Source organism: Litorimonas sp., from assembly GCA_029936425.1.
Classification (GTDB): domain Bacteria; phylum Pseudomonadota; class Alphaproteobacteria; order Caulobacterales; family Maricaulaceae; genus Litorimonas.
Map to the genome: position 1 here is coordinate 116,264 of JAPYSU010000003.1, position 22,208 is coordinate 138,471.

Consider the following 22,208-nt stretch of genomic DNA (forward strand, 5'->3'; position numbering starts at 1 on the left):
ACTCTTCTTTTTAATGACGGGAAGAAAGTGTGTCTGACGCGACTGAGCCATTCACAGAACAATTAGAGACGGCCAAGGGTCTGATGCAGGGGGGAAGATTTTCTGCTGCTTTGGAGCCTTTAAATTCTGTGCTGAGTGAAGATAATGAGAATACAGAGGCGCTTTATATGTTGGCTGTCAGTCAACGCCATCTCGGTAAATTAAAAAAAGCCGAAGAGACACTTGAAAGATTGTTAAGTCTCTCGCCTGAATATGGTCGGGGGTATCAGGAAAAAGCGCATTTACACCGAGAGAAAAACGAGGTGAATCAGGCGTTGGAAGCTTATCAATATGCCTGTCAGCTCAATCCGGCTCTCATAGCCAGTTGGGAGTTTCAAGCCAAACTGCTCGAAGGGCTCGGACGCTCAGAGGAAGCGCGCGCTGCGCGTCAACAAAAAGAACATTTTCAGTCTTTGCCGAGACATTTATTGGCCGTTGTCAATTACATGCATGAGGGCAAACTCTTAAAGGCGGAAAAAATTTGCCGTCAATTCATGCAAAGCAATCCTCGTCATGTTGAGGGTATGCGTTTACTGGCTGAAATCGGAAAACGGTTCGGCGTCATGACAGACGCAGAATTTCTTCTGCAAAGCGCGGTGGAGTTCTCTCCGGATAATATTCAGGCTCGGCTGGATTATATCGATGTTCTCAGAAAGCAGCAGAAATTTGAGGCGGCGCATGAAAATGTTTACCACCTTTATCAGGCTCAGCCTGAAAACCCTCTTTTCCAGTCACACTATGCGCTCGATAGAATGCAAGCCGGAGAATATGAAACGGCTTTCGAGCTTTTTGACAAGGTGCTGAGGCAAAATCCGAACGATCCGGCCACGCTTACCTCGAAAGGGCATGCGTTAAAAACATTTGGGCGCCGGGAAGAGGCCATAGCCAGTTATCAGGCGGCCTATCGATCCAAACCTGATCATGGTGATGCCTATTACGCCCTTGCAAATCTCAAAACCTACGCCTTTTCTGAGGATGAAATTAAGTCGATGCGCCAGATTGAGAGCAAGCCGGGGCTATCTCATCAAAACCGAATCTTTTTATGCTTTGCTCTGGCCAAAGCACTGGAAGATCAGGAGAGATATGAGGATTCATTTGAATTCTATGAACGCGGAAATGCGCTGAAAACGCGGCAAACGCGATATAAATCTGAGATAATGACGAAAGAGCTAGAGGCTCAATCAGAATATTGCGACGCCAGTCTATTTGAGGCGTGTCAGACGAAAGGCGAGCAAGCTCCGGATCCAATCTTTATTGTAGGTCTTCCGAGAGCAGGATCGACCCTTTTAGAACAAATTCTGGCCTCTCACAGTCAAGTGGATGGAACGCAGGAACTCCCAAATATTTTAGCACTCGCGCATAAGCTACGGGGCAGGGGAACTTCTACGGAAGCCTCGCTATATCCTGAAAACTTACGGGAGATGAGCGCCGAGCAGTTAAAGGGTTTTGGCCGGAATTATATCGAAGACACCCGTTACCACCGGAAAGGCGCGCCTTTTTTCATTGATAAAATGCCGAACAATTTTCGACATATTGGTCTCATTTCTTTGATCCTGCCGAATGCGAAAATTATTGATGCAAGACGTCATCCCATGGCCTGCTGCTTTAGCGGATTTAAGCAACTTTTTGCTGAAGGTCAGGAGTTCACTTATGGTTTGGAAGAAATTGGGACTTATTATCGGGATTATGTCAGATTAATGCGCCATTGGGATGAGGTGCTTCCCGGTAAAGTCCTGCGAGTTCATTACGAAGACGTCGTTACGAACACGGAAAGCCAAGTTCGCAGATTGCTGGAATTCTGTAATTTGCCCTATGAAGAGGCTTGTCTCTCCTTTTATGAAACAGACAGATCTGTTCGAACTGCGAGTTCTGAACAGGTTCGGCAACCAATTTACACGTCCGGGCTGGAGCAATGGAAACATTTCGAGCCTTGGCTCTCGCCCCTGAAAACTTCACTAGGGTCAGCCCTCAAGGAGCATCGCTAAGTATGCACGATGATATACCACCAGACCTGAATACCGAGCCTGCCGGACTCATTTCCTATGATACGGAATATGAAACCGGACAAGACAATGTCCGGTTCTTGGGCATGGATTTGCATAACCCTGTCTTTTTCATTTCTGCTGCAACAATTTTATTGTTTATCATTGGAGCTTTGCTCTTCCCAATAAGGGCCGGAGACTTATTGATTGGGGCCAAAACCTGGACTCTCAATAATTTCGATTGGTTTTTCATGCTGACCACAAATGTGGCGATCCTATTTTGTCTTTTCATAGCGGTTTCACCTTTTGGAAAAATTCGTCTTGGCGGGGAGGCGGCTAAACCGGAATACGGCGTTCTCTCATGGCTTTCCATGTTGTTTGCGGCAGGTGTCGGTATTGGCTTGCTCTTCTACGGCGCTGCAGAGCCAATGGCTTATTATACAGACTGGTTTGGAACGCCCCTAAACGTTGAAGCCATGACACCCGAGGCCAAGAGATTGGCTTTTAGCAGTACGATTTTTCACTGGGCCTTGTCGCCCTGGGCCGTCTATGCGGTGGTCGGCATGTCTTTGGCCTTCTTTGCCTATAATAAAAATCTACCCTTAACTATTCGTTCCGCCTTTTATCCTATTTTTGGGGATAGAATTTGGGGTTGGCCCGGTCATATCATTGATTTGCTGGCGGTCCTGGCAACCTTGTTCGGCTTGGCAACCTCCCTTGGCTTGGGCGCTAAGCAGGCGGTCACGGGACTTCACTATCTCTTTGGAATAGAAAATTCTCTGAATACACAAATCATATTAATTGTCGGGATAACAGGACTGGCTATAATTTCTGTGGTCAGAGGGTTGGACGGCGGAGTAAAGCTTCTCAGTAATATTAACATTGTAATCGCGGTGTTGCTTTTCCTGTTTATTATCGCTGTTGGCCCAACTCTGGATATATTCAAAAATTTCGGGATCAATGGAATCAACTACATCAAAGACACGCCGCGGCTGAGTAATATTTTTGGCCGGGAGGATGAAACATTTTTCCATGGATGGACTATTTTTTATTGGGCCTGGTGGGTCTCCTGGTCGCCTTTTGTCGGCATGTTTATTGCGCGTGTGTCCAAAGGTCGAACCATACGTGAATTTTTGGCCGCCGTTATCGGCCTGCCCATGCTGGTCGCGATTGGCTGGTTCACCGCCTTCGGGACAACGGCTTTAAATCAGATAGATAATGATATTGGTGAGTTACCAGACGGGATAACAGATATCTCCCTCACGCTTTTTCAAATGCTTGATAGCTTGCCCTTTTCTGAAGTTTCGTCTTTCGTTGCGATCCTCCTATTGATTGTTTTTTTCGTGACGTCATCGGATTCAGGGTCTTTGGTTATTGATAATATTACAGCCGGAGGAAAACTTCATGTCCCCGTGTCCCAACGTGTCTTTTGGGCCTCTGTTGAAGGCCTTGTCGCGATAGTGCTTCTAGTTGGCGGCGGCGCTCAGGCATTGACCTCAATTCAGGCTGGCGCCATTACGGCAGGACTTCCTTTCGCCTTTGTGATTTTGGTCTGTTGTTATAGTCTCTACAAAGGCCTGTCCGAGGACAGCGCTTTAGCAAATGAGGCTTTTGAAACCCCTCCGCTGGAAAATAAAACATGACCTCTGTCAGACATACACATGCCATCCCGTTCTGAAGATGCGCTAATATCGCTCAGACAGATTCTTCTGGCTGTGGAGGTCGACTCTCGTTTTTTGGCGAAGCAATCAGCCTTAAACCCTTCGCAATTCATTTTGCTACAACTTCTTCATACTCGGAACAAAATGACACCGAGCGAGATAGCCCGAGATATGTCTCTGGCACATGCGACCGTTAGTACCTTAACGGATAAATTGAAACAGGCGGGCCTTATCAAAAGGGAAGTCAGCGTTACAGACAAACGCAGCCAGACTATTTCCTTGACGGATCTCGGTCGCCAAACCCTTTTGCAGGCCCCTGATATTTTACAGAGACGCTTTGAAACCGGATTTAAAAATATTTCAGAAGAACGTCAGCAACAAATGATTTCTGTTCTAGGGCAAATTTCCGTCCTTCTCGGTGCAGAAAATATAGATGCAGCGCCTTTGCTTGATGTCGGTCCGGCAACAGACCTTTCAGAATAAATCCTTCTAAAGACGTACATAGCGAGCAGGCGACTGTCTTGTCCCGGCAATGCCGAGCTTGTATGACCTTCTTATGAACGGTTCGAATCCTAAGAAATCATCCGATAATAAATTGAGCCGGGAAGAGCGTCTTGCCAAAAGTCTTCGAGACAACCTTCGGAGACGAAAACAAGCGGTCCGTAAGAAGTCCAGCTCGAACCCTGAAGATAAAACCGCATCAGGGCCTAAGACTTGACGGAAAGCTGCCGCAATCCTCTCACAAGATAGGATTATGCGTAATAATCTTCTTGCGCTGTAAAACAGCACTCAATAGGCACTTAATCCATGGATAAAATAGTCATAAATGGCGGCTTCCCGCTCAACGGTGAAATCTCGATAAGCGGAGCGAAAAACTCGGCGATCAAATTGATGGCCGTATCCTTGCTGACAGATCAGCCGGTAGAACTCACCAATATGCCAAGGCTCAGAGACACACGTTTTATGGGGCAGTTATTGGCGCATTTAGGCGTGAATGTGGAAGAAGGCCCCGGCGCGAGAATGTCACTTCACGCCAAAGAGCTCTCAGGAACTGAAGCGCCTTATGATCTGGTCCGGAAAATGCGCGCGACATTTAATGTACTGGGACCGCTCTTGGCCCGCGAAGGCAAAGCTCGAGTCTCGCTGCCTGGCGGCTGCGCCATTGGGGCCCGTCCTGTCGATTTGCATTTAAAAGCTCTTGAAAAGCTGGGCGCTGAAATTGAACTGGATCAAGGCTATGTTGTGGCGAAAGCCAAAGGCGGATTAAAAGGCGCGGATATTACATTTCCTTTTATTAGTGTGGGCGCGACAGAGCACGCCATGTTGGCGGCGGTTCTGGCGGATGGCATAACGACGCTGAATAATTCGGCGCGCGAGCCGGAAATTATTGACTTGGCGGTTTGCCTCAATGCAATGGGCGCAAAAATATTTGGAGCCGGGCGATCAGAAATCAAAATTGAGGGCGTCTCAAGCCTATCAGGCGTGTCACATAGCGTCGTGCCGGATCGCATAGAAGCCGGGACTTACGCCTTGGCTGCGGCGACAGCGGGCGGCTCTGTCAGACTTAAAAATATTCGATCTGATCATCTCGGGTCACTTTGGCCGTTGATTGCACAGGCCGGATGCAAGGTCAGCCTAGATGACACGTCAGTTCTTATTGAGCGCGGCGGCGGGCGGCCCAAGGCGGTTGATATGGAAACTCAGGCCTATCCGGGTTTTCCAACGGATCTCCAGGCGCAGTTTATGGGGCTCATGTGTTTGGCCGATGGCGTGTCGATTATCAGGGAGAATATTTTTGAAAACCGCTTTATGCATTGCCCGGAACTCTCCCGCATGGGCGCGGATATTACGGTTAAAGGGCGTGAGGCTATTGTTCGCGGCGTGAAAGAGCTTTACGGCGCGCCGGTTATGGCCACAGATCTCAGAGCCTCGGCGTCACTTATCAATTGCGCTTTGGCTGCAAAAGGTGAAACACATATTGGACGGGTGTATCACCTTGACCGAGGGTTTGAGCATATCGAAATAAAGCTGGGTCAATGCGGCGCCAGAGTAGAACGCATGCCGGATGATGAAAATCTATGAGGGAACCTGACCTATGAGTAACAAAGCCCAGCATCTGAACCTGAAAGCAGAAACGGCTGAGGATTTATCTATTATTTCCGGCGCCGTTCAAGATTCCATTTTGCGGGTTCAAGGCATCATGTATGACAAAAAGGCTAAAAGCCTGACCCTAGGTCTGCAAAGATTTCGCCGTGAGGCGGATAAACCCAGCCGTATTTTGTCGGGCCTTCGGTTTGACGGCGTATTAGGCGTGAAAAGTTCTGGTATTGATAAAACCAATCCGGAGGCATTTCTGGTTCTACTATCCATTGCTTTTGAACCGGAAGAAGACAGCGCTGGAGAACTGATTTTCGAATTTTCCGGAAATGGGAAGCTCAGAACCAAAGTGGAATGTTTGGAAGCTATGCTTCTGGACAGAGGCGATCCCTGGGCCGCAAAATCTATACCTGATCACGATACGGATAACTAGGCGGTAGTCTGTTTGAGTGAAGAAACCGATATCGACCCGGCGGATGAGCATTATATCTCAGAGCTGCATATTGACGACGAAAGTCTCCCTGTCAGTTCTGTCGAAATGCAGCATGAACGCCGCGTTGCGATTTTTGACCTCTTGGAAGAAAATGTGTTTCGACCTCTGGATAGCCCTCGTGGACCATATCTCGTGCGGTTATCCCTCGCAGATGGAAAGCGTCTCATGATAAATGTGTCGCGAACCAATGGCGGCGATAGAGGAGAGTATAAATTATCCCTCGTGCCTTTTCGGCGGGTTATCAAAGACTACTTCATGATTTGCGAAAGCTATCACAATGCCATCCGAACCTCTACATCGGCTCAGATTGAAGCCATTGATATGGGTCGGCGAGGATTACACAATGAGGGGTCACGAATGTTATCAGACGGCCTTCGCAATTCCATAGAAATAGATTTCAATACATCGCGTCGTTTGTTTACGTTGATTTGCGCTTTGCACAGGCGGACATAATTATGGCGCTTCCTAATTCCATTCTTTTTGTCTGCCAGATGAATATGGTGCGCTCTCCCATAGCGGAAGGATTGATGCGCAAACTCTATCCGAGCGTCGAGCGCGTTGAGTCCTGCGGATTGTCGCAAGGCGACAAAGAGCAAATGGTGGAGACCATCATGGCCGAAATCGGTATAGATGTGAGCGATCATGAGCCGACCGTTTTGCAGGATTATAAGCCTGAAAATATTGATGTTGTCGTTGCCTTCACCCCGCAGGCCTACCACTCTGCTCAAAGTTATTTCGAAGGCACAGACACTGAAATTTTAAACTGGCCTTTGCCTGACCCGGGCGCTGGGTCTTTGGACGTTAGGGCCATGATGGACAGCTATCGGGCCATGAGAGACCTTATCAAGAACCGAATCTTACGGCATTTTGGCCCTTCAGAGGTCAAGTAACCGCAATAAAACCTATGATATTTAGAAAAACCCCCTATATACGCAGGGTATAGCGCTCTAAATGAGCAAGAAATCTAAGAAAAGGACTTGATTTGGCTAAAGAAGAATTACTTGAGTTTGAGGGCGAAGTTATTGAACTTCTCCCCAACGCGACATTTCGCGTAAAACTCGTCAATGATCACGAGATCATTGCCCACACTGCGGGCCGGATGCGTAAAAACCGTATTCGCGTTTTGGCAGGTGATCGTGTGACAGTCGAAATGACGCCTTATGACCTGACCAAAGGTCGTATTACTTATCGCTTTAAATAAACCGATATGCGCTTCATTCTGGCAAGCGCGTCGCCAAGACGACTCTCTTTACTTAAGCAAATTTATATAACGCCGGATGATGTGATTCCGGCGGATATTAATGAAGACCCTATACCCGGCGAATTACCTGGACCACATGCCGAGCGATTGGCGAGCGAAAAGTGTCAGGCTATCGCTGACCGAGAGACGGAAGCTGTCATTCTTGCCGCTGACACGGTCGTGGGGGTAGGGCGGCGTATTCTGCCAAAAACTGAAACTGAAACCGAGGCTGCTAATTGTCTCGATCTCTTATCCGGTCGCGCACACCGCGTCTTTACAGGCATTGCTGTTTATTCTCCGGATAAAGGACTTCAATCGCGTGTCGTCGAGACACGGGTGAAGTTGAAACGACTATCCTCTCAAGAGAAAGTATTTTATCTGAACTCCGGTGAGTGGCACGGGAAAGCCGGTGGATATGGCATTCAGGGATATGCAGAAAGTTTCATTCAGTCCCTTTCCGGATCATACTCCAACGTGGTGGGTCTGCCGCTGACAGAGACGCGTCATTTATTGCAATTTCATGGAGTTGGAGCATGAAACATCGCGCTGTTTTTGAAAAATCGATAGGCGAGACACGAGCCGCTGTTTATGAAGGCCGCCGCCTTGTCGAACTTCACCTTGAGCGGGAAAGTCAAAAATCAGTCCCGCAGTCAGGTGATATTTACCTTGCCCGGATTACAAATTTAGAACCGTCTTTGAATGGCGCTTTTGTGAATTTAGGGAGCTCTCAAAGTGGATTTTTGAGTTTTACCAATAATCAGGCTATGCCGAAAGTGACAGAAGGCGAACTTTTGGAGGTTCTTGTCATTCGTCCTCCTTTAAGCGGCAAAGAGGCAACGCTGCGATACTTAAAGCCTGCCCAGTCCGGAAAGCCCGGTCCAACCAAGAAAGCCGATCTGAAAACGCGTCTCTCGGAACGTTTCGAAGGCATTACCTTCGATGAGGCCACTGTGTCTGTCATGGACGAGGCGACAGAGCGGCAAATCGCTCTCAAAGGCGGTGGCGCAGTAACATTTGATCAAACCCAAGCTTTGCTGGCGATAGATGTTGATAAGGGGCAGGGGAAAACGGCGTTGGATGTGGCTTTGGCCGCAGCTGAGCTCATAGCCAAACAGGTCCGGCTGCGAGGGTTGGGAGGTTTGGTCGTTATTGATTTCCCAAATCTTCGACAGACGCGCCAGCGGAACCAGCTTTTCAAAGCCGTAGAACGCGCATTCGACGGAGATCCTGCGATTGTAAAGGTTGCTCCTCTTTCCCGTTTCGGATGCGTCGAACTCACCCGTTCCCTGGATTATCCCTCCTTGGACTCTGTCCTAAACACACGTTTTGGAGAGCCTACCGCTGAAACCCAATCCCTTAGAGCGCTTCGCCAATTGGTCAAAGAGGCCTCCGAAAATAAGGGGGCACAATTCACTCTGGCTGTTTCCGGAGTGATAAATGATTGGTTGCAGTCAAAAATCATAGATTGGGAAAGGGCGTTAAAGGACCGGATCGGGCCGCGTTTTAAGATCGAGACGCATGAGGCCGAGGGGTTCACTTTGCAAGCAGATAGGTAAAACAATATGGCCGAAGAGAAATGTCCCATTTGCAAGAAGAAATTAGCCGCAGAAGGCGTGGCGCCATTTTGCTCTAAGCGCTGCGCTGACATTGATTTGGGTCGCTGGCTCAAAGGCAGTTACGCCATTCCTACGGATGAACCTGCTCCTGATCCGGTAAATGACGCCTGATTAGCGTTTATACTCTTCAAAAAGCCCCTTGTTATCAATGAAGTACGCGTCTAACTTTAAGCGTTTGCTTTCTCTCTCAATTGTATTTTTTCCTGTGTAGGAAAAGGCGCTCACCTCTATGCCGTCAGCTTGGTACTGATCTACCAGGGATGGCCACACCTGATTTGCCGGAACGCAGACATGGGTCAGTATTTTTCTGATTTTGCCTCTAAGGGGGCCGTCTACAAACCAGCCTGAACGTTCTCCAACGACGAGCGTTCTTTCAGGTCTCTCAATCCGGCCTTTATCGGCAAAGAAGACATGATGAATTGCGCGGGTAAATCGGCCCGGGCGTCGGCACCAATGACTTAGACATAATTTTTGGCCGGGCTCGATATCGCTCAAGGCATAGAGCACTTCTGGTAACCAGGACACCCAAACAATCCGATCGGACAGACCATATGATTTTGCTAGAGCGTAGAGAGCAAATTCGGCGCCAGCGTCCTTGATATCCACTAAGAGTTGGCAGTCTCTATTTGGATGATCGGAGATGGCTGAGAAAAGTTGGTTCGCCGTAGGCATATGAGTGAAAACACCGCCAGTGTTCAAATAATCGCGAGCCATGATTTCGCATAAGTAGCGGGACTTACCTTTTCCATCCCGTGCCGACTCATCGTGATAAATCATGGGGGTTCCGCATCGCGCCAATCGAATATCAAATTCGATTTGCGTTACGCCAAACCCCAACGCATTTTTTACGCCTTCAAGAGAGTTTTCAAAGTCGGAAAATCCTCTGAACCGATGGGAAATGAGCTTTGAAAAATCCATGATAGGATATCGATAGCACGTCTTTAAGGTGCGGCAAACAAATAGAGAGCTGAGGCCCAAAAAGGGTTAATCGATATCGAAACCGCCCCAGAGTTTCGCGAAAGCCTCGCAATGAATCACGACGCTCTTATACTCATCGAGAGAAACGCCCTGGGGCAGGGAATAGCTTTGCGCGCCTTGTTTTGATTTAAGAACGCCAATTTTCAGACTGTTCTTATCGACGCTTTTATCCTCCAGCTGCGCAAGAGGCAATTTGGAAAGATAAACTTTCAGGTCGGGTCCGCTCCGCGTTTCAAAGTCTTCACTAAAGACAATTTCGGTTCCGGTTTCTGTTTCAACAAGCGTGGCATTTCCAGAAATGGAATAGTGCCTTTTTACAAAACTATGATTCGAAGAAAGTGTGCTTTCATCAGAGAGGTTTTTTCCCTGTGCGAATGAAACGTCAGAATTCGCGCCCATTAGAACAAAGGCTAGGCAGAAGACTGAAACAAATAAGGATGTGAGATGGACTTTCATAATTCCCAATCTCATATTTACCGAATTTGCACCAGTCACATGGCTGTCATTTCGCAGTGTTTGATGGAGTACTGCTTATTTCTAAACCTAGAGGAATGAGAAATGGTGCCCGAACCTGAACTATGACTCTGGTTTCCTTTTGTATCTATCGGTTTAAAAAGTATAAATAAAACAATATCTTGAGAAAATTCTTGTGTCTTTTGGAATTTTGTTGTTCTCTTCTGCTTCCCTCTAGTGGTGGGAACAGTGGTGGGAACAAAATTGATGTGAGGCAGGGCAAAGAGTTATGAGTAGGGCAATCCGAAAGCTAAATAGAGCCAGTGTCAAGGCTATTAATATACCTGGTCGTTACGGTGATGGTGACGGTTTGTATCTCATTGTAAAGAAAAGTGGTCGAAAGTCTTGGCTCTATAGGTTCAGATTGAACGGTAGGCGAAGGGACATGGGCTTAGGTTCTGTTTCACTTTCCAACAATATCGATGTGGTCCGTAAAAAGGCTGATGAGGCCCGCGCACTTGTTCAGGCGGGTATAGACCCGCTAGAAAAGCGAGAGACTGAGATTGAGGCTCGGGTTGAGGAGATAGAAAGAAGGTACACATTTGCGGAGATTATTGATCTCTTTTTTAAGTCAAAGGATAGCACAGGTTACTTTCGGACTGAACAAACTCGCCGTAGATGGTACTTTTGTTTAACCACACATGCCAAGGGCCTACACAGCACCCAGCTAAGTAAAATTACGACAAAACAAGTCTATCGCGTACTTGAGCCTCTTTGGATGATTAAAACTGAAACCGCGAGTCGCACGCGTTTATATATAGAAGCCGTATTAGCATGGGCGATTGCCATGGAATACCGAGATGCTCCCAACCCAGCTGTTTGGCGGGGTAATCTTGATCAACTTTTAACACCTAAAGAGCGCGTGAAGCCGTCGAAGAACCATGCTGCCCTTCCATGGCAAGACATCCCAAAGCTTATGAAGCAATTGAGGAGCCTGAAGACGCCGGCTTCGTATCTCACTGAATTTATTATCCTTACAGCTGCACGATCAGGTGAGGCCAGGGGAGCGGTGTGGGATGAAATAGATTTGGAGGCGGGCGTTTGGGAGATACCTGCGGAGAGGATGAAGATGAAACGACCACATTTGGTGCCATTGGTCGGGGCATCGAGAAGACTTGTAGAGCGGGCGCAAGAATTTCCTCATGAAACGATCGTTTTTTCTAACCCCAGAAATCGCAGGGTATTTAGCTACAATGCCCCGATGGTAACGTTGCGAAAACTTGGCTATCATGACATTACAACACATGGATTCCGGTCTTCGTTCAAAACATGGGCGTTAGAGGCGACTAACTTTCCTACACAAGCAATTGAGTTTGCACTTGCTCATGAGACCAAAAACACTGTTGAGCGAGCCTATATTCGAGGGAATCGAATGTTTAGTAAACGTTGTGAAGTCATGAAATCATGGGACAAATTTGCGCATCTTAATCTAGAGGTAAGTAATCTCGACAGTTAGAGAGCTTGTTGACAGGGTTTGAATCCGCAAGCAGGATTCACGTCTATCCTAATCAGTTAAATAATTCAGTGACTTAATATTCGCGAAAAGCCAAAAAGAACCTCACAAAGCATCCAAAATGAATCTCAAAGATCTCTAAAATAGAAAGTTCGCGTGAGATCATCTTTATCTAATATAACAGTCGAAATCTGTTAAAGTCGCTCAACACTAGCCCGATATCAAATAACGAAAAAACCGCCGACCTTTTAACGCTTGAGCTTGTCGAATAAATCTATGAGTTCGGAGACTTTTTCGCGCTGTTGTTTTTCATTTCCCGGTTTTATAGCGATTTCGACGTAGGTGGCTGCGTGATCCTTAAGTATTTCAGACACGGCGCTAGTAATAGCCGCTTTGACGGCATGCATTTGATTAAGAATGTCGATGCAACAAGATTCGTTGTTAACCTTTGTCCCCGGACATTTTTTTAATCTTGCGAATCTTACCTTTGGGGCGTTTTACCTATTTATGGTTTTAAGTGACATTTGCTTTTAAAACCTCGATATTGACAAATACAGGCGGGGGGTATAATTTAACCTTAAGGAAAGTAAGGTTAGCTTATGCCCGCAGGACATATCAGAACAGGAGTAGTGGCAAGTTTTGCTATCCTGTTCGGGCTTGTGCAGGTGATTTGCGGGTGTTTATCCGTTGCTATTGGGACGAACGAAATAGCTAATAACCCTTCCGCCGCTCACCAACTGAGTGAACCGGATATTCACAACATGTCAGAGAATATGACAGCGGATCATGAACATACAGAGCATGATCATAAAGCCGATTGTTTGCATTGTGATAACATAGTCATCTTGGTGGCAAATGTTGATGCTAGTCCAACTTTTTATAAATCACCAAGCACTCAGCATTATGAATTGCTTCCCAGAGAGGTAATGTTTTCGCCCGTTCATCCTGTATTTTCCGACGAAACGGGACTGCGATGGCGAAGTTCGTCGAGACATTACTTCAGGCTTAGCCCAGTGATCCTTCATACCCGCTCTCTAACTTAGATACGCTGATAAGAGATTCGCCGTAGGCATCTGCCTGCGCGGATTTCTGGCTGCGTGCGTGCTGTTACGTTCTCTTTCGAACAGTTCTGCCGTCAGCCTTGGCAATGCCTAAGCAATATTGGCGCGTTTTTACATTCTCCCAATCATTGTTGTTCCGGTGCTGCCTTCTTTCTCAGCTACCCAGTAGGGCTATCTGAATTTCAAACCCGAATTCAAAACTCAGGACATATCATGTTTGACCGCCGTAAATTTTTAACAACAACCATAGGGGCCGGAGCCGCACTCGGAGCTTCTAGCCTGATGCCCGCATGGGCGAAACCTGCAAGTGCCGGAAATCTTGGTATCCCAGGATTGCAAGGGTCTGTATTTGATCTAAACATCGGAAAATTTCCTCATACGGTGGGGGGTAAGACCGGAACGGCGACAGGGATTAATGGAACTGTGCCGGGACCCCTTATCCGGTTTCGCGAAGGCGACGACATTACATTAAATGTAAAAAATACGCTTGACGAGGACACCTCCATCCACTGGCATGGGTTGCTGGTGCCGTTTCAGATGGACGGAGTTCCAGGGGTGACCTTCCCAGGAATCAAGCCAGGCACAACGTTTACTTACAAATACTCGGTGCCTCAAAGCGGAACCTACTGGTATCATTCCCATTCAGGTCTTCAGGAACAAGCAGGGCATTACGGACCTATAATTATTGATCCCAAAGGCGCCGACCCAGTACAATATGACCGTGAGTATGTATTGGTGCTTTCTGACTGGAGTTTTAAATCTCCCCACCAAATTTTCACCGAGTTGATGAAAAATCCGGAAGCACAAAAATTCCAGAACCGCACATTGCAAGACTTTGCGGATACTGCTGACGAGGTAGGATTAGTTGAGGCCTTTAAACGGCGCAGCATGTGGGGAGGTATGCGCATGTCATCCCGTGACATTTCCGATGTGACAGGCGCAACCTATACATTCCTCATCAACGGCCATTCTACCTTGGATAACTGGAACGCGGTGTTCGCTCCGGGCGAGCGCGTCCGGCTCCGAGTTATCAATGCGTCCGCCATGACGATCTTTAATTTCCGTATTCCCGGCCTTCCTATGAGTGTCGTCGCGGCAGACGGATTGAATGTGCGGCCAGTGGAAACTGACGAGTTTCAGATCGGCGTGGCAGAAACCTATGATGTGGTCGTCGCGCCGGAAGATGCGCGTGCCTATGCGCTGACAGCCGAGTCAATTGATCGGTCCGGGCAAGCGATTGCCACACTTGGCCCGAAACCCGGCATGCGAGCGAAAGCGCCCACTATGCGCGAAATCCCCGAGCTCACCATGAAAGATATGGGTATGGCCTCTATGATGATGGGCGGAATGATGGACGAACCGGACATGAAAGGCATGGACCACGGTAATATGAACCATGCCAAGATGGGTCATAATAAAATGGATCATGAAAGCAGGCAGTCCAGCGAAATGGAAATGGGCGGCATGACTGAAAGCGGTATGGCCATGAGCGGCATGGACCATGGTGACATGGATATGATGGCCAAGAATCACGACCATGCCAATGGGCCGGGCGTGACCTTTAACGCGCAGAACCCTATATCGCGTCTGCATGAACCTGGCACGGGTCTGGAAAACGTTCCCCACCGCGTATTGCGATATACAGACCTCAAAAGCCTGACTCCCAATAAAGATCTACGTGCTCCTGAACGTGAGATGGAAATCCATTTAACGTCAAATATGGAACGATATATGTTCTCTTTCGACGGGATACAGTTTGCCTATGTCAAAGACGCGATCAAGTTCTACGAGGGAGAGCGTTTACGCGTCACCCTTGTGAATGACACAATGATGAACCACCCTATTCACTTGCATGGCATGTTTTTCGAAGTCGTAGATCCTGACGTTGATGTCTATCAAGGTGGGCCGAATCATCAGGTTCAGAAGCATACAATTCTAGTCATGCCAGGCAGTAAGGTCTCTCTGGATATTTCTGCAGAGCATGTCGGTGACTGGGCTTTTCATTGCCACCTTTTATACCACATGCATGCGGGTATGATGCACGTGGTCTCTCTTCTACCAAAAGAAGCAGGACGACCGAAATCTGTGGCAGAGGCAGTTCAAGATGTTGAGCCTAAGCCGGATCACTCCCAAATGGACCACGCTAAAATGGGAGAAATGCAATGAACCGCTTTAGCCTAATAAGCCTTATTGTATCCCTTGCCATTTTGCCGAATGTTTCATCCGCTCAAGACGGTCCCGCTCCCGAAAGACCTTGGTCATTAGCCAATGAGTATTTTGATGCAGATGAAATGGACGAAGCCCGCAAGAAATTGCTGCATGAAGCGGGCGATCAGTCGACCTGGATGTATATTGGTGATCGCCTTGAAACCCAATTTGATAATGACAATAATGAAGTCCTGGTCTGGGATAGTAATCTTTGGTTCGGAAAGTCACTTCACAAGCTCTATTTCAAATCTGAAGGAGAATATTCTTGGGATGACGAAGAGGTGGAAGACGGAGAGGTTCAAGCGCTCTACTCCCGCGGCATCTCAACATTTTTCGATGTCCAAGCGGGCCTCCGATACGATTTCGAACCGAAGGGGCGCACGCATGCCGTTCTCGGACTGCAGGGTCTGTCGCCTTACATGTTTGAAGTCGACGCGGCTTTATTTCTTTCATCAGAAGGTGATTTGACAGCCCGAATAGAAGCCGAGCATGAACAAATGATAACCCAACGCCTTATCATACAGCCTCGCGTCGAGGCTTCATTTGCCGCGCAAGACAATGCGGCCTTCGGGGAAGGTGAAGGTTTTAGCAGTCTCGATCTAGGTCTGCGGCTTCGTTACGAAATTCTCGATAGAAAATTCGCACCCTATATCGGTGTCGAATGGCAATCAGCATTTGGGAATACAGAAAACTTTATCAAAGCCGATGGCGGAGATTCCAGTAAAGTTGTGGGTCTCATCGGTATTCGGACTTGGTTTTAAGAGGAGGTTATTATGAGTGGTTTTTTGGAGCCTAACATTCATCCGGTCTTGGTGCATTTTGCGTATGCGCTGAGTTTAAGTGCATTCGGAATTTATATTGTGGGCCGCCTGTTACCGGCTGGGCCTCGTAAAGAGAGTACGCAGCCTGCGGGCGATTGGATGCTCGCCCTCGGGGCCCTCGCAATCATAGGCACTATAGCGGCGGGATTTTACGCCTATTATACGGTTGCCCATGACGGACCGTCGCACGCGGCCATGACAACCCATAGAAACTGGGCCGTCCCGTCCGGGACCGCCATTCTTATTCTGGCTGTTTGGAGATATTTGAGCCGCGCAAAGCCGCCCGGCGGATTATTCCTAGGGTTGCTGGCGGCGGCGGTTTTGTCGCTCTCTGTCACTGCATGGTGGGGCGGGAACATCGTCTACAAATATGGGCTCGGCGTTCAAAGCCTGCCGACTGGAACCGGAGATGGACATGACCATGATCACGGAAGTGCCGGCGAAACAGGCAAGACGGAGCAATCCCATGATGCCGATATAGCAGAAGGGGGGGCGCATGATAATTCAGATGGCCATCACGACGCTGTTCAAGCCACCTCAGATGCAATGGCGGCCCCCAATGGGCACGACAACTCGGACGGGCATCACGACGGAGAAACGGTCTCTTCGGAGGAAACTGATATTCCGGCGAATGACGCTACCTCCGTCGTGGACCAATTCGGACAGGCTTTGAGGTCGGGGAATGTATCCGCTTTGAAAGCCTTACTATCGCCTAACGTGGTCATAGCCGAAGGCGGTAATGCCGAGCGGTCCTATGCGGAATATGCCAGCCACCATATGAAGTCTGACATGGCTTATACCTCTAATATTACCAACAACACTCTGAAACGTGACGTGATACAGGGGAAGGATATGGCGACCGTCATCACGCAATCCGAAATGGTTGGGAATTATAAAGGCGAGAGCGTTCATAACCGCATGATGGAAACTATGGTTTTGCGCCGCAAAGATGGGGTTTGGAAAATCGCGCATATTCACTGGTCCAGTTCGCCCTTATCGGGAAGTGAGAGATCGATGACCGATGCAGATAAAGTTCCTGATGATCACGATAATTCCGACGGCCATCACGACACACCATCCGGAGACTAAAGTGGTTGCTACAACACCCTATAATGTTCCTGCGGATCCGTTAATGGGAGCAAACCACCTTACCGCTGTTAGGTGGGTATTGGCAGGGCTCGTGGCGCTGGGTCATATTTTTCTACTGACTGAAGCTTATGAACCAGTGCGTATCCACCAATGGACAGGTGGCTATATGGCAGTAAACGGCTTTTTTGTTTTAAGCGGCCTTTTAATCGCAAAAAGTCTCGATTTACGTAGTGATCTCAAGGTTTATTTCGCATCGCGTATCTTGCGAATATACCCTGCGCTCATTGTCTTGTTACTGGCCTTTTTATTCATATTCGGGACAATGTTTTCAAAACCCGGTGGAGTTGAGGCTATTGGATCTGCGGATAACTGGCAGTATGTATTGCGGGTTTTACTCTTGGGTGACCCTGCATGGGCTCCCGGAGGGGTCTTCGCCGATAATCTCGAAGCAGATTTTAATGGACCGCTTTGGACAATTCGCTTTGAGATCGTGGCTTACATATTGGCGGCTATCGGATTTTCTATTGGTCTTTTGAAAAGTCGGGCTCTGACCTTGATTGCCTTTTTGATTGTTCAGAGCGCGTATCTGGGATTGCCGTTTGTGATAAATTTCGAAGCACTACCGAGCGGTATGTTGCCTCTTCTACGTTTATCCAGCGCCTTTTTAATGGGAATGTGCTTATGGCAATTTGCAGAAGCAAGGCGTCCGCACTGGATATTGGTTATTGTTCTGATAGGCACTTTCTTACTCTTCGGCGATAAGTTTGGCGGAGAGCTTTTGGCTAATCTAGCTTTGACAGGCCTCATTTTGCGCCTGGGTTTATCAGACAGAAAATATAAACCGTTGCTCAAACTCCCGGATTATTCCTACGGAATATATATCTGGCATTACCCGGCGATGCAGGCCGTATTATTTCTTCACCCTGACTTTGGGCCGGCCCCGCTTGCTCTATTTTCAATCCCACTGTTTCTCGCACTTTCAGCCGCGTCTTGGCATTTGATAGAGAAGCCGGCCCTCAAACTTAAACCGTCAAAACGTGCGGATAGTATTTCTGTATGACCAGCAGCTAATTTGGAACCAACCCCCAAAGAGCCTATTTAAAAAGGAGAGAAGCGAATGGAAAATTCAAAAACAATGTCAGCAAGCTATAGAAGGTTTGCGGCGATGATCGGGACGTCAACCGTCGTCATGTTTGGTTTGATGTATTTGAATAGTTATGAATTCAGCCACGTCAGATATTCAGAAACCCGCACTTACATGGCGCTCTATATGGGGGCAACCATGGCGATTATCATGCTCGGCTTTATGTTGGGGATGTACAAAAACAAGAAAGCCAATCTCGCAATTTTCTTGGGCAGCCTCGTTATTTTTGGCGGTTCCTTGCTACTCCTTCGGAGTCAAACGACGGTTCAAGACCGCTCTTGGATGAGCGCAATGATACCTCATCACTCTATTGCCATTTTAACTAGCGAAAGAGCAGAAATTGATGATGTGCGCGTTCGCGAGCTTGCTGACAGTATTATCAAAGCGCAGCGCAGAGAGATTAAAGAAATGGAATGGCTCATTGAGGATATCAAAAAGAATGGCAAGGCAGCAACAGAGGCGGAAGCCGAAACACGTCCCGTGCCAGACTATGAAGGTACACCTTAATTCGGTGGAATAGGAGACAAATATGAGTATTGCAGAAGAATTCGCCGTGAAAGACACGGCTCATGGTAAGAAAGCCGTGGTTTACCGGATGGTAATGGAGAAACATATTTGCCCCTTCGGTCTTAAGACAATCGATTTACTCAAACGCAAAGGCTATGAGGTCGAAGATCATTGGCTGGAAACGCGCGAAGAAACGGATGCCTTTAAAGAAAAGCATAACGTGAAAACAACCCCGCAGACCTTTATCGGGGGAGAGCGTATTGGCGGTTTTGATGACCTCCGAGACTATTTTGGTTTCGAGAAAAAAGATCCGGACAAGAAAACCTATACGCCTGTTTTAGTCGTGTTTGCCGTGTCGGCCCTCTTGGCCATGGCGGCAAGTTGGGCAACTCTCGGCAATATTCTGACCTTGCGTTCCTTGGAGTGGTTCATTGCATTTAGCATGGGCATGCTCGCCATGTTGAAACTGCGAGATCTGGAGTCCTTTGCCAATATGTTTTTGGGTTACGATATACTGGCCCAGCGAAGGGTTCGATACGCCTATGCGTATCCCTTCGGGGAGGCGTTCGCGGCCGTTTTAATGGTCGCAGGGGGTATCTTTGGCTTGATTGCGGCCCCAGTCGCCCTGTTTATCGGCACGATAGGCGCGGTCTCGGTCATAAAAGCCGTCTATATTGACAAGCGCGACCTGAAATGTGCCTGTGTTGGCGGCGGGGCCAATGTGCCGCTTGGGTTTATCTCCCTCTCCGAAAACCTCGCCATGATGGGTATGGGTGTTTGGATGATTGTGAAGGCTCTAATCTAAAGCTCGTATGACAGACTTCTTAGAGACTTGGAACGAAGCCACCCTGACAAGCTTGGGCTTGTTCTGGATGGCCTTCTGGGCTTTTGGTCTGGGCTATGTCATCTCGGCGATGATCCAGACTTTTGTTACCAAAGAACGCATGAAGCAGAGCATGGGCGAACCGGGCCCTAAAAGTGTCGGGCTCGGCACATTCTTCGGTTTTATTTCCAGTTCCTGCTCGTTCTCTGCTTTATCAACTACCCGATCTCTTTTTACAAAAGGGGCCGGCCTTATTCCATCTCTCGCCTTTCTGCTCGCTTCGACAAATCTGGTCGTTGAGCTTGGTATCGTTATTGCTGTCTTTCTGGGATGGCAGTTCGTGGTGGGAGAATATCTCGGCGGGATTATTTTAATCTTGTTCATGTGGTTTCTTGTGCGCCTCACCAAATCAACGAAATTAATTGAAAAGGCCCGCAAAACAGCGCAGGAGCAGGAAGAGGGAGACTCAGACGCCGACATTCCCGATTGGAAAAAACTAATTTCAAGCAAAACCGGATGGCAAAGGGTGGCCAATCGCTACGTCATGGAATGGAAAATGGTCTGGAAAGACGTGACCATCGGATTCACAGTGGCGGGTATCATCGCCGTCTTTGTACCGCAGTCCTTCTTTCAAACTTTATTCATCGGGTCGGGTAGCGAAGACCTCACATTTTGGCATATTCTGGCGCAGACTATAGTCGGTCCAATTGCCGCCTTTTTTACGTTTATTGGGTCTATGGGCAATATTCCGCTTGCAGCGGTGTTATTTGGAAATGGTGTAAGCTTTGCAGGCGTTATAGCCTTCATTTTTTCTGATCTCGTAGTTTTTCCGGTTCTTCGAATTCAAGCGAAGTATTATGGTTGGAAAATGGCGTTCTATATTTTGGGCGTATTTTTTGTTATCCTCGTCGCGACCGCTTTGCTTATGCATTACGGTTTTGCAGCGACAGGGTTCTTGCCAGACAGTAGCGCCGCAAAACAGGTGACGGAACGTGAGTTTTTCAAGATTGATTATACGCTATTCTTCAACGTTGCCTTCGTCTTCCTCAGCGCTATCTTCCTCATTTGGAAATGGAAAACAGCGGGGTTTTCATTTGGTGGTGATCATCGTCTCAGTGAGAAAATATTATTTGTCTTCGCAATTTTAGCCTTCTTTTGGCTAGGTGGAGGCATAATGGTTCCGATATTCTTGTGAGTTAACTGTCTTCCGCTAGGAAAACTTTACCTGTTTTTATGATCTGCCTAAGTATTCCCTTTGATTAGAAACAAGAGGCCTTCCTGCTTAAATTTTATAGTTAGAAAGCGGACTGGTTCTGCTGTGTTCAACGCCTTTTCAGCGTCGGTCCATAATGCGACGCTGTCGTTACAAGAGGAGGGAGGCCAGCGGGTGCGACAGATGATTCCTCCTTTGCTCAGTCGAGATCCGAGTAGGGGATAAATTGCAGAAAAAATTAGACATGGGGCGCTGCGTGGGCTTAGACCTATTGCCATGACAACCTCCGTTATCTTGGCAAGATTTGCGCCGTATATGTGTGGTCATGGAACGGGGTCAGAGGTCATGCGCCGTATTGCGGCGCCTATGGTCGGCGGCATGATCACAACAACGGTTCTGACACTCATCGTGATCCCAGCTCTGTATTTTATATGGGCTGCGCGGTCACCTTTAAGGAAGCAAAGGGGGAAAGTTGAAATTAAAAAAAAACCTAACCTAAAATTACTTAAACAAGGAGACTAAAATGAAAAACTTTAAACGGAAAACGACAGGAATGGCATTGGCTTTGGGCACGCTCGGCGCGGCCTCTCAATCCTTCGCGCAGACAATGCAAGATGACAACTCAATGATGATGGAAGGGGGCATGATGATGGGCCCTATGGGAATGATTATGATGCTTTTGATTTTATTGTTTTTAGCTCTTGGAATTGCAGCTTTCATTAAAATATTGTTTTTCAACAAAAGAAAATGAACTAAATACAGCCTCGAATCAAAGGTTATGCCTCTGTGGACAATTGATAAATTAGAAACCAAAAAGTCTGAGCATATACTAGTTGTGCGATTAACTCTGCAATCTAGTATTGACGCCCCGGACGCTTTAGGTGCTATATAAATCTGATGGCTATTCTAAATGTCATATATTCTTCTAAACTATGGCTGACACTTAGCTTGGCCGTAATTATGGGCATGGGAACCATCACGCCGGATATCCATCCTGAAGAAGCCGCTGAGGTTGTGTGTCAAGAGACAGGCGAATTCGTGGATGTTGATTCCAGTGAGAAACCTAATAGACCATCAAAAGCGCCTCACGATCATCATGCTCACAGCTGCGGAAGCTGTCATTTCCATGCGACGCCGATTCAAATGGCTGTTTTAGAAGCGGGTTTGCACGGTCAATTTAATTACGACTTTAGATCCTATAATTCCCCTTCAGATCAAGGCCCTCACGGTCTCTTCCGGCCACCTCGTGCCTAATCTTTAGTCAAAAGCC

At 47.7% G+C, this 22,208-nt stretch carries 24 protein-coding genes and 1 pseudogene; 22 read left to right on the forward strand and 3 right to left on the reverse strand.

Annotated features, from left to right (window positions below):
- The first annotated feature begins 29 nt into the window (after positions 1–29).
- The 11 genes from ACN0IC_RS03785 (at position 30) to ACN0IC_RS03835 (ending at position 9,239) form a co-directional block, all read left to right on the forward strand.
- Positions 30–2,024: a tetratricopeptide repeat-containing sulfotransferase family protein gene (locus tag ACN0IC_RS03785; protein WP_416877430.1), complete on the forward strand. Its 1,995-nt coding sequence runs from the start codon at positions 30–32 to the stop codon at positions 2,022–2,024.
- A gap of 2 nt (positions 2,025–2,026) precedes the next feature.
- Positions 2,027–3,664, forward strand: coding sequence for a BCCT family transporter (locus ACN0IC_RS03790; protein WP_416877431.1), 1,638 nt, complete (start codon positions 2,027–2,029; stop codon positions 3,662–3,664).
- Between the two features lie 18 nt (positions 3,665–3,682).
- Positions 3,683–4,165 carry a MarR family winged helix-turn-helix transcriptional regulator gene (locus ACN0IC_RS03795; protein ID WP_416877432.1) on the forward strand — a complete coding sequence of 161 codons (483 nt, stop codon included), beginning with the start codon at positions 3,683–3,685 and terminating at the stop codon, positions 4,163–4,165.
- Positions 4,166–4,489: 324 nt separating this feature from the next.
- Positions 4,490–5,764, forward strand: coding sequence for a UDP-N-acetylglucosamine 1-carboxyvinyltransferase (gene murA / locus ACN0IC_RS03800; RefSeq protein WP_416877433.1), 1,275 nt, complete (start codon positions 4,490–4,492; stop codon positions 5,762–5,764).
- Between the two features lie 13 nt (positions 5,765–5,777).
- Positions 5,778–6,212, forward strand: a complete 435-nt coding sequence (locus ACN0IC_RS03805) for a DUF2948 family protein (protein WP_416877434.1) — start codon at positions 5,778–5,780, stop codon at positions 6,210–6,212.
- Positions 6,213–6,266: 54 nt separating this feature from the next.
- The gene (locus ACN0IC_RS03810) at positions 6,267–6,725 is read left to right on the forward strand and encodes a UPF0262 family protein (protein ID WP_416877626.1); all 459 of its coding nucleotides are present in this window, start codon (positions 6,267–6,269) and stop codon (positions 6,723–6,725) included.
- Between the two features lie 2 nt (positions 6,726–6,727).
- Entirely contained in the window at positions 6,728–7,162 is a 435-nt protein-coding gene (locus ACN0IC_RS03815; protein ID WP_416877435.1) for a low molecular weight phosphatase family protein, read from the forward strand.
- Positions 7,163–7,254: 92 nt separating this feature from the next.
- The gene (infA, locus tag ACN0IC_RS03820; RefSeq protein WP_416877436.1) at positions 7,255–7,473 is read left to right on the forward strand and encodes a translation initiation factor IF-1; all 219 of its coding nucleotides are present in this window, start codon (positions 7,255–7,257) and stop codon (positions 7,471–7,473) included.
- 6 nt (positions 7,474–7,479) lie between these two features.
- On the forward strand, positions 7,480–8,049 hold the full coding sequence (locus ACN0IC_RS03825) for a Maf family protein (protein WP_416877437.1): 570 nt from the start codon (positions 7,480–7,482) through the stop codon (positions 8,047–8,049).
- Positions 8,046–9,068: a ribonuclease E/G gene (locus ACN0IC_RS03830; RefSeq protein ID WP_416877438.1), complete on the forward strand. Its 1,023-nt coding sequence runs from the start codon at positions 8,046–8,048 to the stop codon at positions 9,066–9,068. The genes ACN0IC_RS03825 and ACN0IC_RS03830 overlap by 4 nt, the downstream gene beginning before the upstream one ends.
- Before the next feature lie 6 nt (positions 9,069–9,074).
- Positions 9,075–9,239, forward strand: coding sequence for a DNA gyrase inhibitor YacG (locus tag ACN0IC_RS03835; protein ID WP_416877439.1), 165 nt, complete (start codon positions 9,075–9,077; stop codon positions 9,237–9,239).
- On the opposite strand, the gene ACN0IC_RS03840 is transcribed toward ACN0IC_RS03835, so the two are convergent.
- A complete protein-coding gene (locus ACN0IC_RS03840) occupies positions 9,240–10,046 on the reverse strand; it encodes a glycerophosphodiester phosphodiesterase (RefSeq protein WP_416877440.1) in 807 nt (268 codons plus the stop codon).
- A 66-nt stretch (positions 10,047–10,112) separates the two neighbouring features.
- Positions 10,113–10,562, reverse strand: a complete 450-nt coding sequence (locus ACN0IC_RS03845) for a DM13 domain-containing protein (protein WP_416877441.1) — start codon at positions 10,560–10,562, stop codon at positions 10,113–10,115.
- A gap of 286 nt (positions 10,563–10,848) precedes the next feature.
- Between ACN0IC_RS03845 and ACN0IC_RS03850 the strand changes: the two genes are divergently transcribed.
- Positions 10,849–12,075: a tyrosine-type recombinase/integrase gene (locus ACN0IC_RS03850; RefSeq protein WP_416877442.1), complete on the forward strand. Its 1,227-nt coding sequence runs from the start codon at positions 10,849–10,851 to the stop codon at positions 12,073–12,075.
- A 245-nt stretch (positions 12,076–12,320) separates the two neighbouring features.
- Here the strand turns inward: ACN0IC_RS03850 and ACN0IC_RS03855 are convergent.
- Positions 12,321–12,506 (reverse strand): annotated as a pseudogene (locus tag ACN0IC_RS03855) (metal-sensitive transcriptional regulator); the annotation flags it as partial.
- Positions 12,507–13,346: 840 nt separating this feature from the next.
- Between ACN0IC_RS03855 and ACN0IC_RS03860 the strand changes: the two are divergent.
- The 10 genes from ACN0IC_RS03860 to ACN0IC_RS03905 all read left to right on the forward strand — a co-directional run bounded on the left by ACN0IC_RS03860 (position 13,347) and on the right by ACN0IC_RS03905 (position 22,192).
- Entirely contained in the window at positions 13,347–15,299 is a 1,953-nt protein-coding gene (locus ACN0IC_RS03860) for a copper resistance system multicopper oxidase (protein ID WP_416877443.1), read from the forward strand.
- The gene (locus ACN0IC_RS03865) at positions 15,296–16,102 is read left to right on the forward strand and encodes a copper resistance protein B (RefSeq protein WP_416877444.1); all 807 of its coding nucleotides are present in this window, start codon (positions 15,296–15,298) and stop codon (positions 16,100–16,102) included. The genes ACN0IC_RS03860 and ACN0IC_RS03865 overlap by 4 nt, the downstream gene beginning before the upstream one ends.
- Positions 16,103–16,114: 12 nt before the next feature.
- The gene (locus ACN0IC_RS03870; RefSeq protein WP_416877445.1) at positions 16,115–17,251 is read left to right on the forward strand and encodes a DUF2231 domain-containing protein; all 1,137 of its coding nucleotides are present in this window, start codon (positions 16,115–16,117) and stop codon (positions 17,249–17,251) included.
- A gap of 1 nt (position 17,252) precedes the next feature.
- Positions 17,253–18,311, forward strand: coding sequence for an acyltransferase family protein (locus tag ACN0IC_RS03875; protein WP_416877446.1), 1,059 nt, complete (start codon positions 17,253–17,255; stop codon positions 18,309–18,311).
- A gap of 57 nt (positions 18,312–18,368) precedes the next feature.
- A complete protein-coding gene (locus ACN0IC_RS03880) occupies positions 18,369–18,902 on the forward strand; it encodes a DUF305 domain-containing protein (RefSeq protein ID WP_416877447.1) in 534 nt (177 codons plus the stop codon).
- A gap of 22 nt (positions 18,903–18,924) precedes the next feature.
- A complete protein-coding gene (locus ACN0IC_RS03885; protein WP_416877448.1) occupies positions 18,925–19,707 on the forward strand; it encodes a MauE/DoxX family redox-associated membrane protein in 783 nt (260 codons plus the stop codon).
- Positions 19,708–19,714: 7 nt separating this feature from the next.
- The gene (locus ACN0IC_RS03890) at positions 19,715–20,920 is read left to right on the forward strand and encodes a permease (RefSeq protein WP_416877449.1); all 1,206 of its coding nucleotides are present in this window, start codon (positions 19,715–19,717) and stop codon (positions 20,918–20,920) included.
- A 255-nt stretch (positions 20,921–21,175) separates the two neighbouring features.
- On the forward strand, positions 21,176–21,460 hold the full coding sequence (locus ACN0IC_RS03895) for an efflux RND transporter permease subunit (RefSeq protein ID WP_416877627.1): 285 nt from the start codon (positions 21,176–21,178) through the stop codon (positions 21,458–21,460).
- Position 21,461: 1 nt separating this feature from the next.
- On the forward strand, positions 21,462–21,689 hold the full coding sequence (locus ACN0IC_RS03900) for a hypothetical protein (RefSeq protein WP_416877450.1): 228 nt from the start codon (positions 21,462–21,464) through the stop codon (positions 21,687–21,689).
- A gap of 146 nt (positions 21,690–21,835) precedes the next feature.
- On the forward strand, positions 21,836–22,192 hold the full coding sequence (locus ACN0IC_RS03905) for a hypothetical protein (RefSeq protein WP_416877451.1): 357 nt from the start codon (positions 21,836–21,838) through the stop codon (positions 22,190–22,192).
- The last annotated feature ends 16 nt before the right edge of the window (positions 22,193–22,208 follow it).

Excerpts from the sequence above, each read along its gene's own strand:
- ACN0IC_RS03865 (WP_416877444.1), top strand. The coding sequence starts at position 15,296 with ATGAACCGCTTTAGCCTAATAAGCCTTATTGTATCCCTTGCCATTTTG.
- ACN0IC_RS03900 (WP_416877450.1), top strand. The coding sequence starts at position 21,462 with ATGAAAAACTTTAAACGGAAAACGACAGGAATGGCATTGGCTTTGGGC.
- ACN0IC_RS03815 (WP_416877435.1), top strand. The coding sequence starts at position 6,728 with ATGGCGCTTCCTAATTCCATTCTTTTTGTCTGCCAGATGAATATGGTG.
- ACN0IC_RS03890 (WP_416877449.1), top strand. The coding sequence starts at position 19,715 with ATGACAGACTTCTTAGAGACTTGGAACGAAGCCACCCTGACAAGCTTG.
- ACN0IC_RS03845 (WP_416877441.1), bottom strand. The coding sequence starts at position 10,562 with ATGAAAGTCCATCTCACATCCTTATTTGTTTCAGTCTTCTGCCTAGCC.
- ACN0IC_RS03835 (WP_416877439.1), top strand. The coding sequence starts at position 9,075 with ATGGCCGAAGAGAAATGTCCCATTTGCAAGAAGAAATTAGCCGCAGAA.
- ACN0IC_RS03795 (WP_416877432.1), top strand. The coding sequence starts at position 3,683 with ATGCCATCCCGTTCTGAAGATGCGCTAATATCGCTCAGACAGATTCTT.
- ACN0IC_RS03830 (WP_416877438.1), top strand. The coding sequence starts at position 8,046 with ATGAAACATCGCGCTGTTTTTGAAAAATCGATAGGCGAGACACGAGCC.
- ACN0IC_RS03880 (WP_416877447.1), top strand. The coding sequence starts at position 18,369 with ATGGAAAATTCAAAAACAATGTCAGCAAGCTATAGAAGGTTTGCGGCG.
- ACN0IC_RS03870 (WP_416877445.1), top strand. The coding sequence starts at position 16,115 with ATGAGTGGTTTTTTGGAGCCTAACATTCATCCGGTCTTGGTGCATTTT.
- ACN0IC_RS03790 (WP_416877431.1), top strand. The coding sequence starts at position 2,027 with ATGCACGATGATATACCACCAGACCTGAATACCGAGCCTGCCGGACTC.
- ACN0IC_RS03905 (WP_416877451.1), top strand. The coding sequence starts at position 21,836 with ATGGCTATTCTAAATGTCATATATTCTTCTAAACTATGGCTGACACTT.
- ACN0IC_RS03850 (WP_416877442.1), top strand. The coding sequence starts at position 10,849 with ATGAGTAGGGCAATCCGAAAGCTAAATAGAGCCAGTGTCAAGGCTATT.
- ACN0IC_RS03860 (WP_416877443.1), top strand. The coding sequence starts at position 13,347 with ATGTTTGACCGCCGTAAATTTTTAACAACAACCATAGGGGCCGGAGCC.
- murA (WP_416877433.1), top strand. The coding sequence starts at position 4,490 with ATGGATAAAATAGTCATAAATGGCGGCTTCCCGCTCAACGGTGAAATC.
- ACN0IC_RS03805 (WP_416877434.1), top strand. The coding sequence starts at position 5,778 with ATGAGTAACAAAGCCCAGCATCTGAACCTGAAAGCAGAAACGGCTGAG.
- ACN0IC_RS03885 (WP_416877448.1), top strand. The coding sequence starts at position 18,925 with ATGAGTATTGCAGAAGAATTCGCCGTGAAAGACACGGCTCATGGTAAG.
- ACN0IC_RS03825 (WP_416877437.1), top strand. The coding sequence starts at position 7,480 with ATGCGCTTCATTCTGGCAAGCGCGTCGCCAAGACGACTCTCTTTACTT.
- ACN0IC_RS03840 (WP_416877440.1), bottom strand. The coding sequence starts at position 10,046 with ATGGATTTTTCAAAGCTCATTTCCCATCGGTTCAGAGGATTTTCCGAC.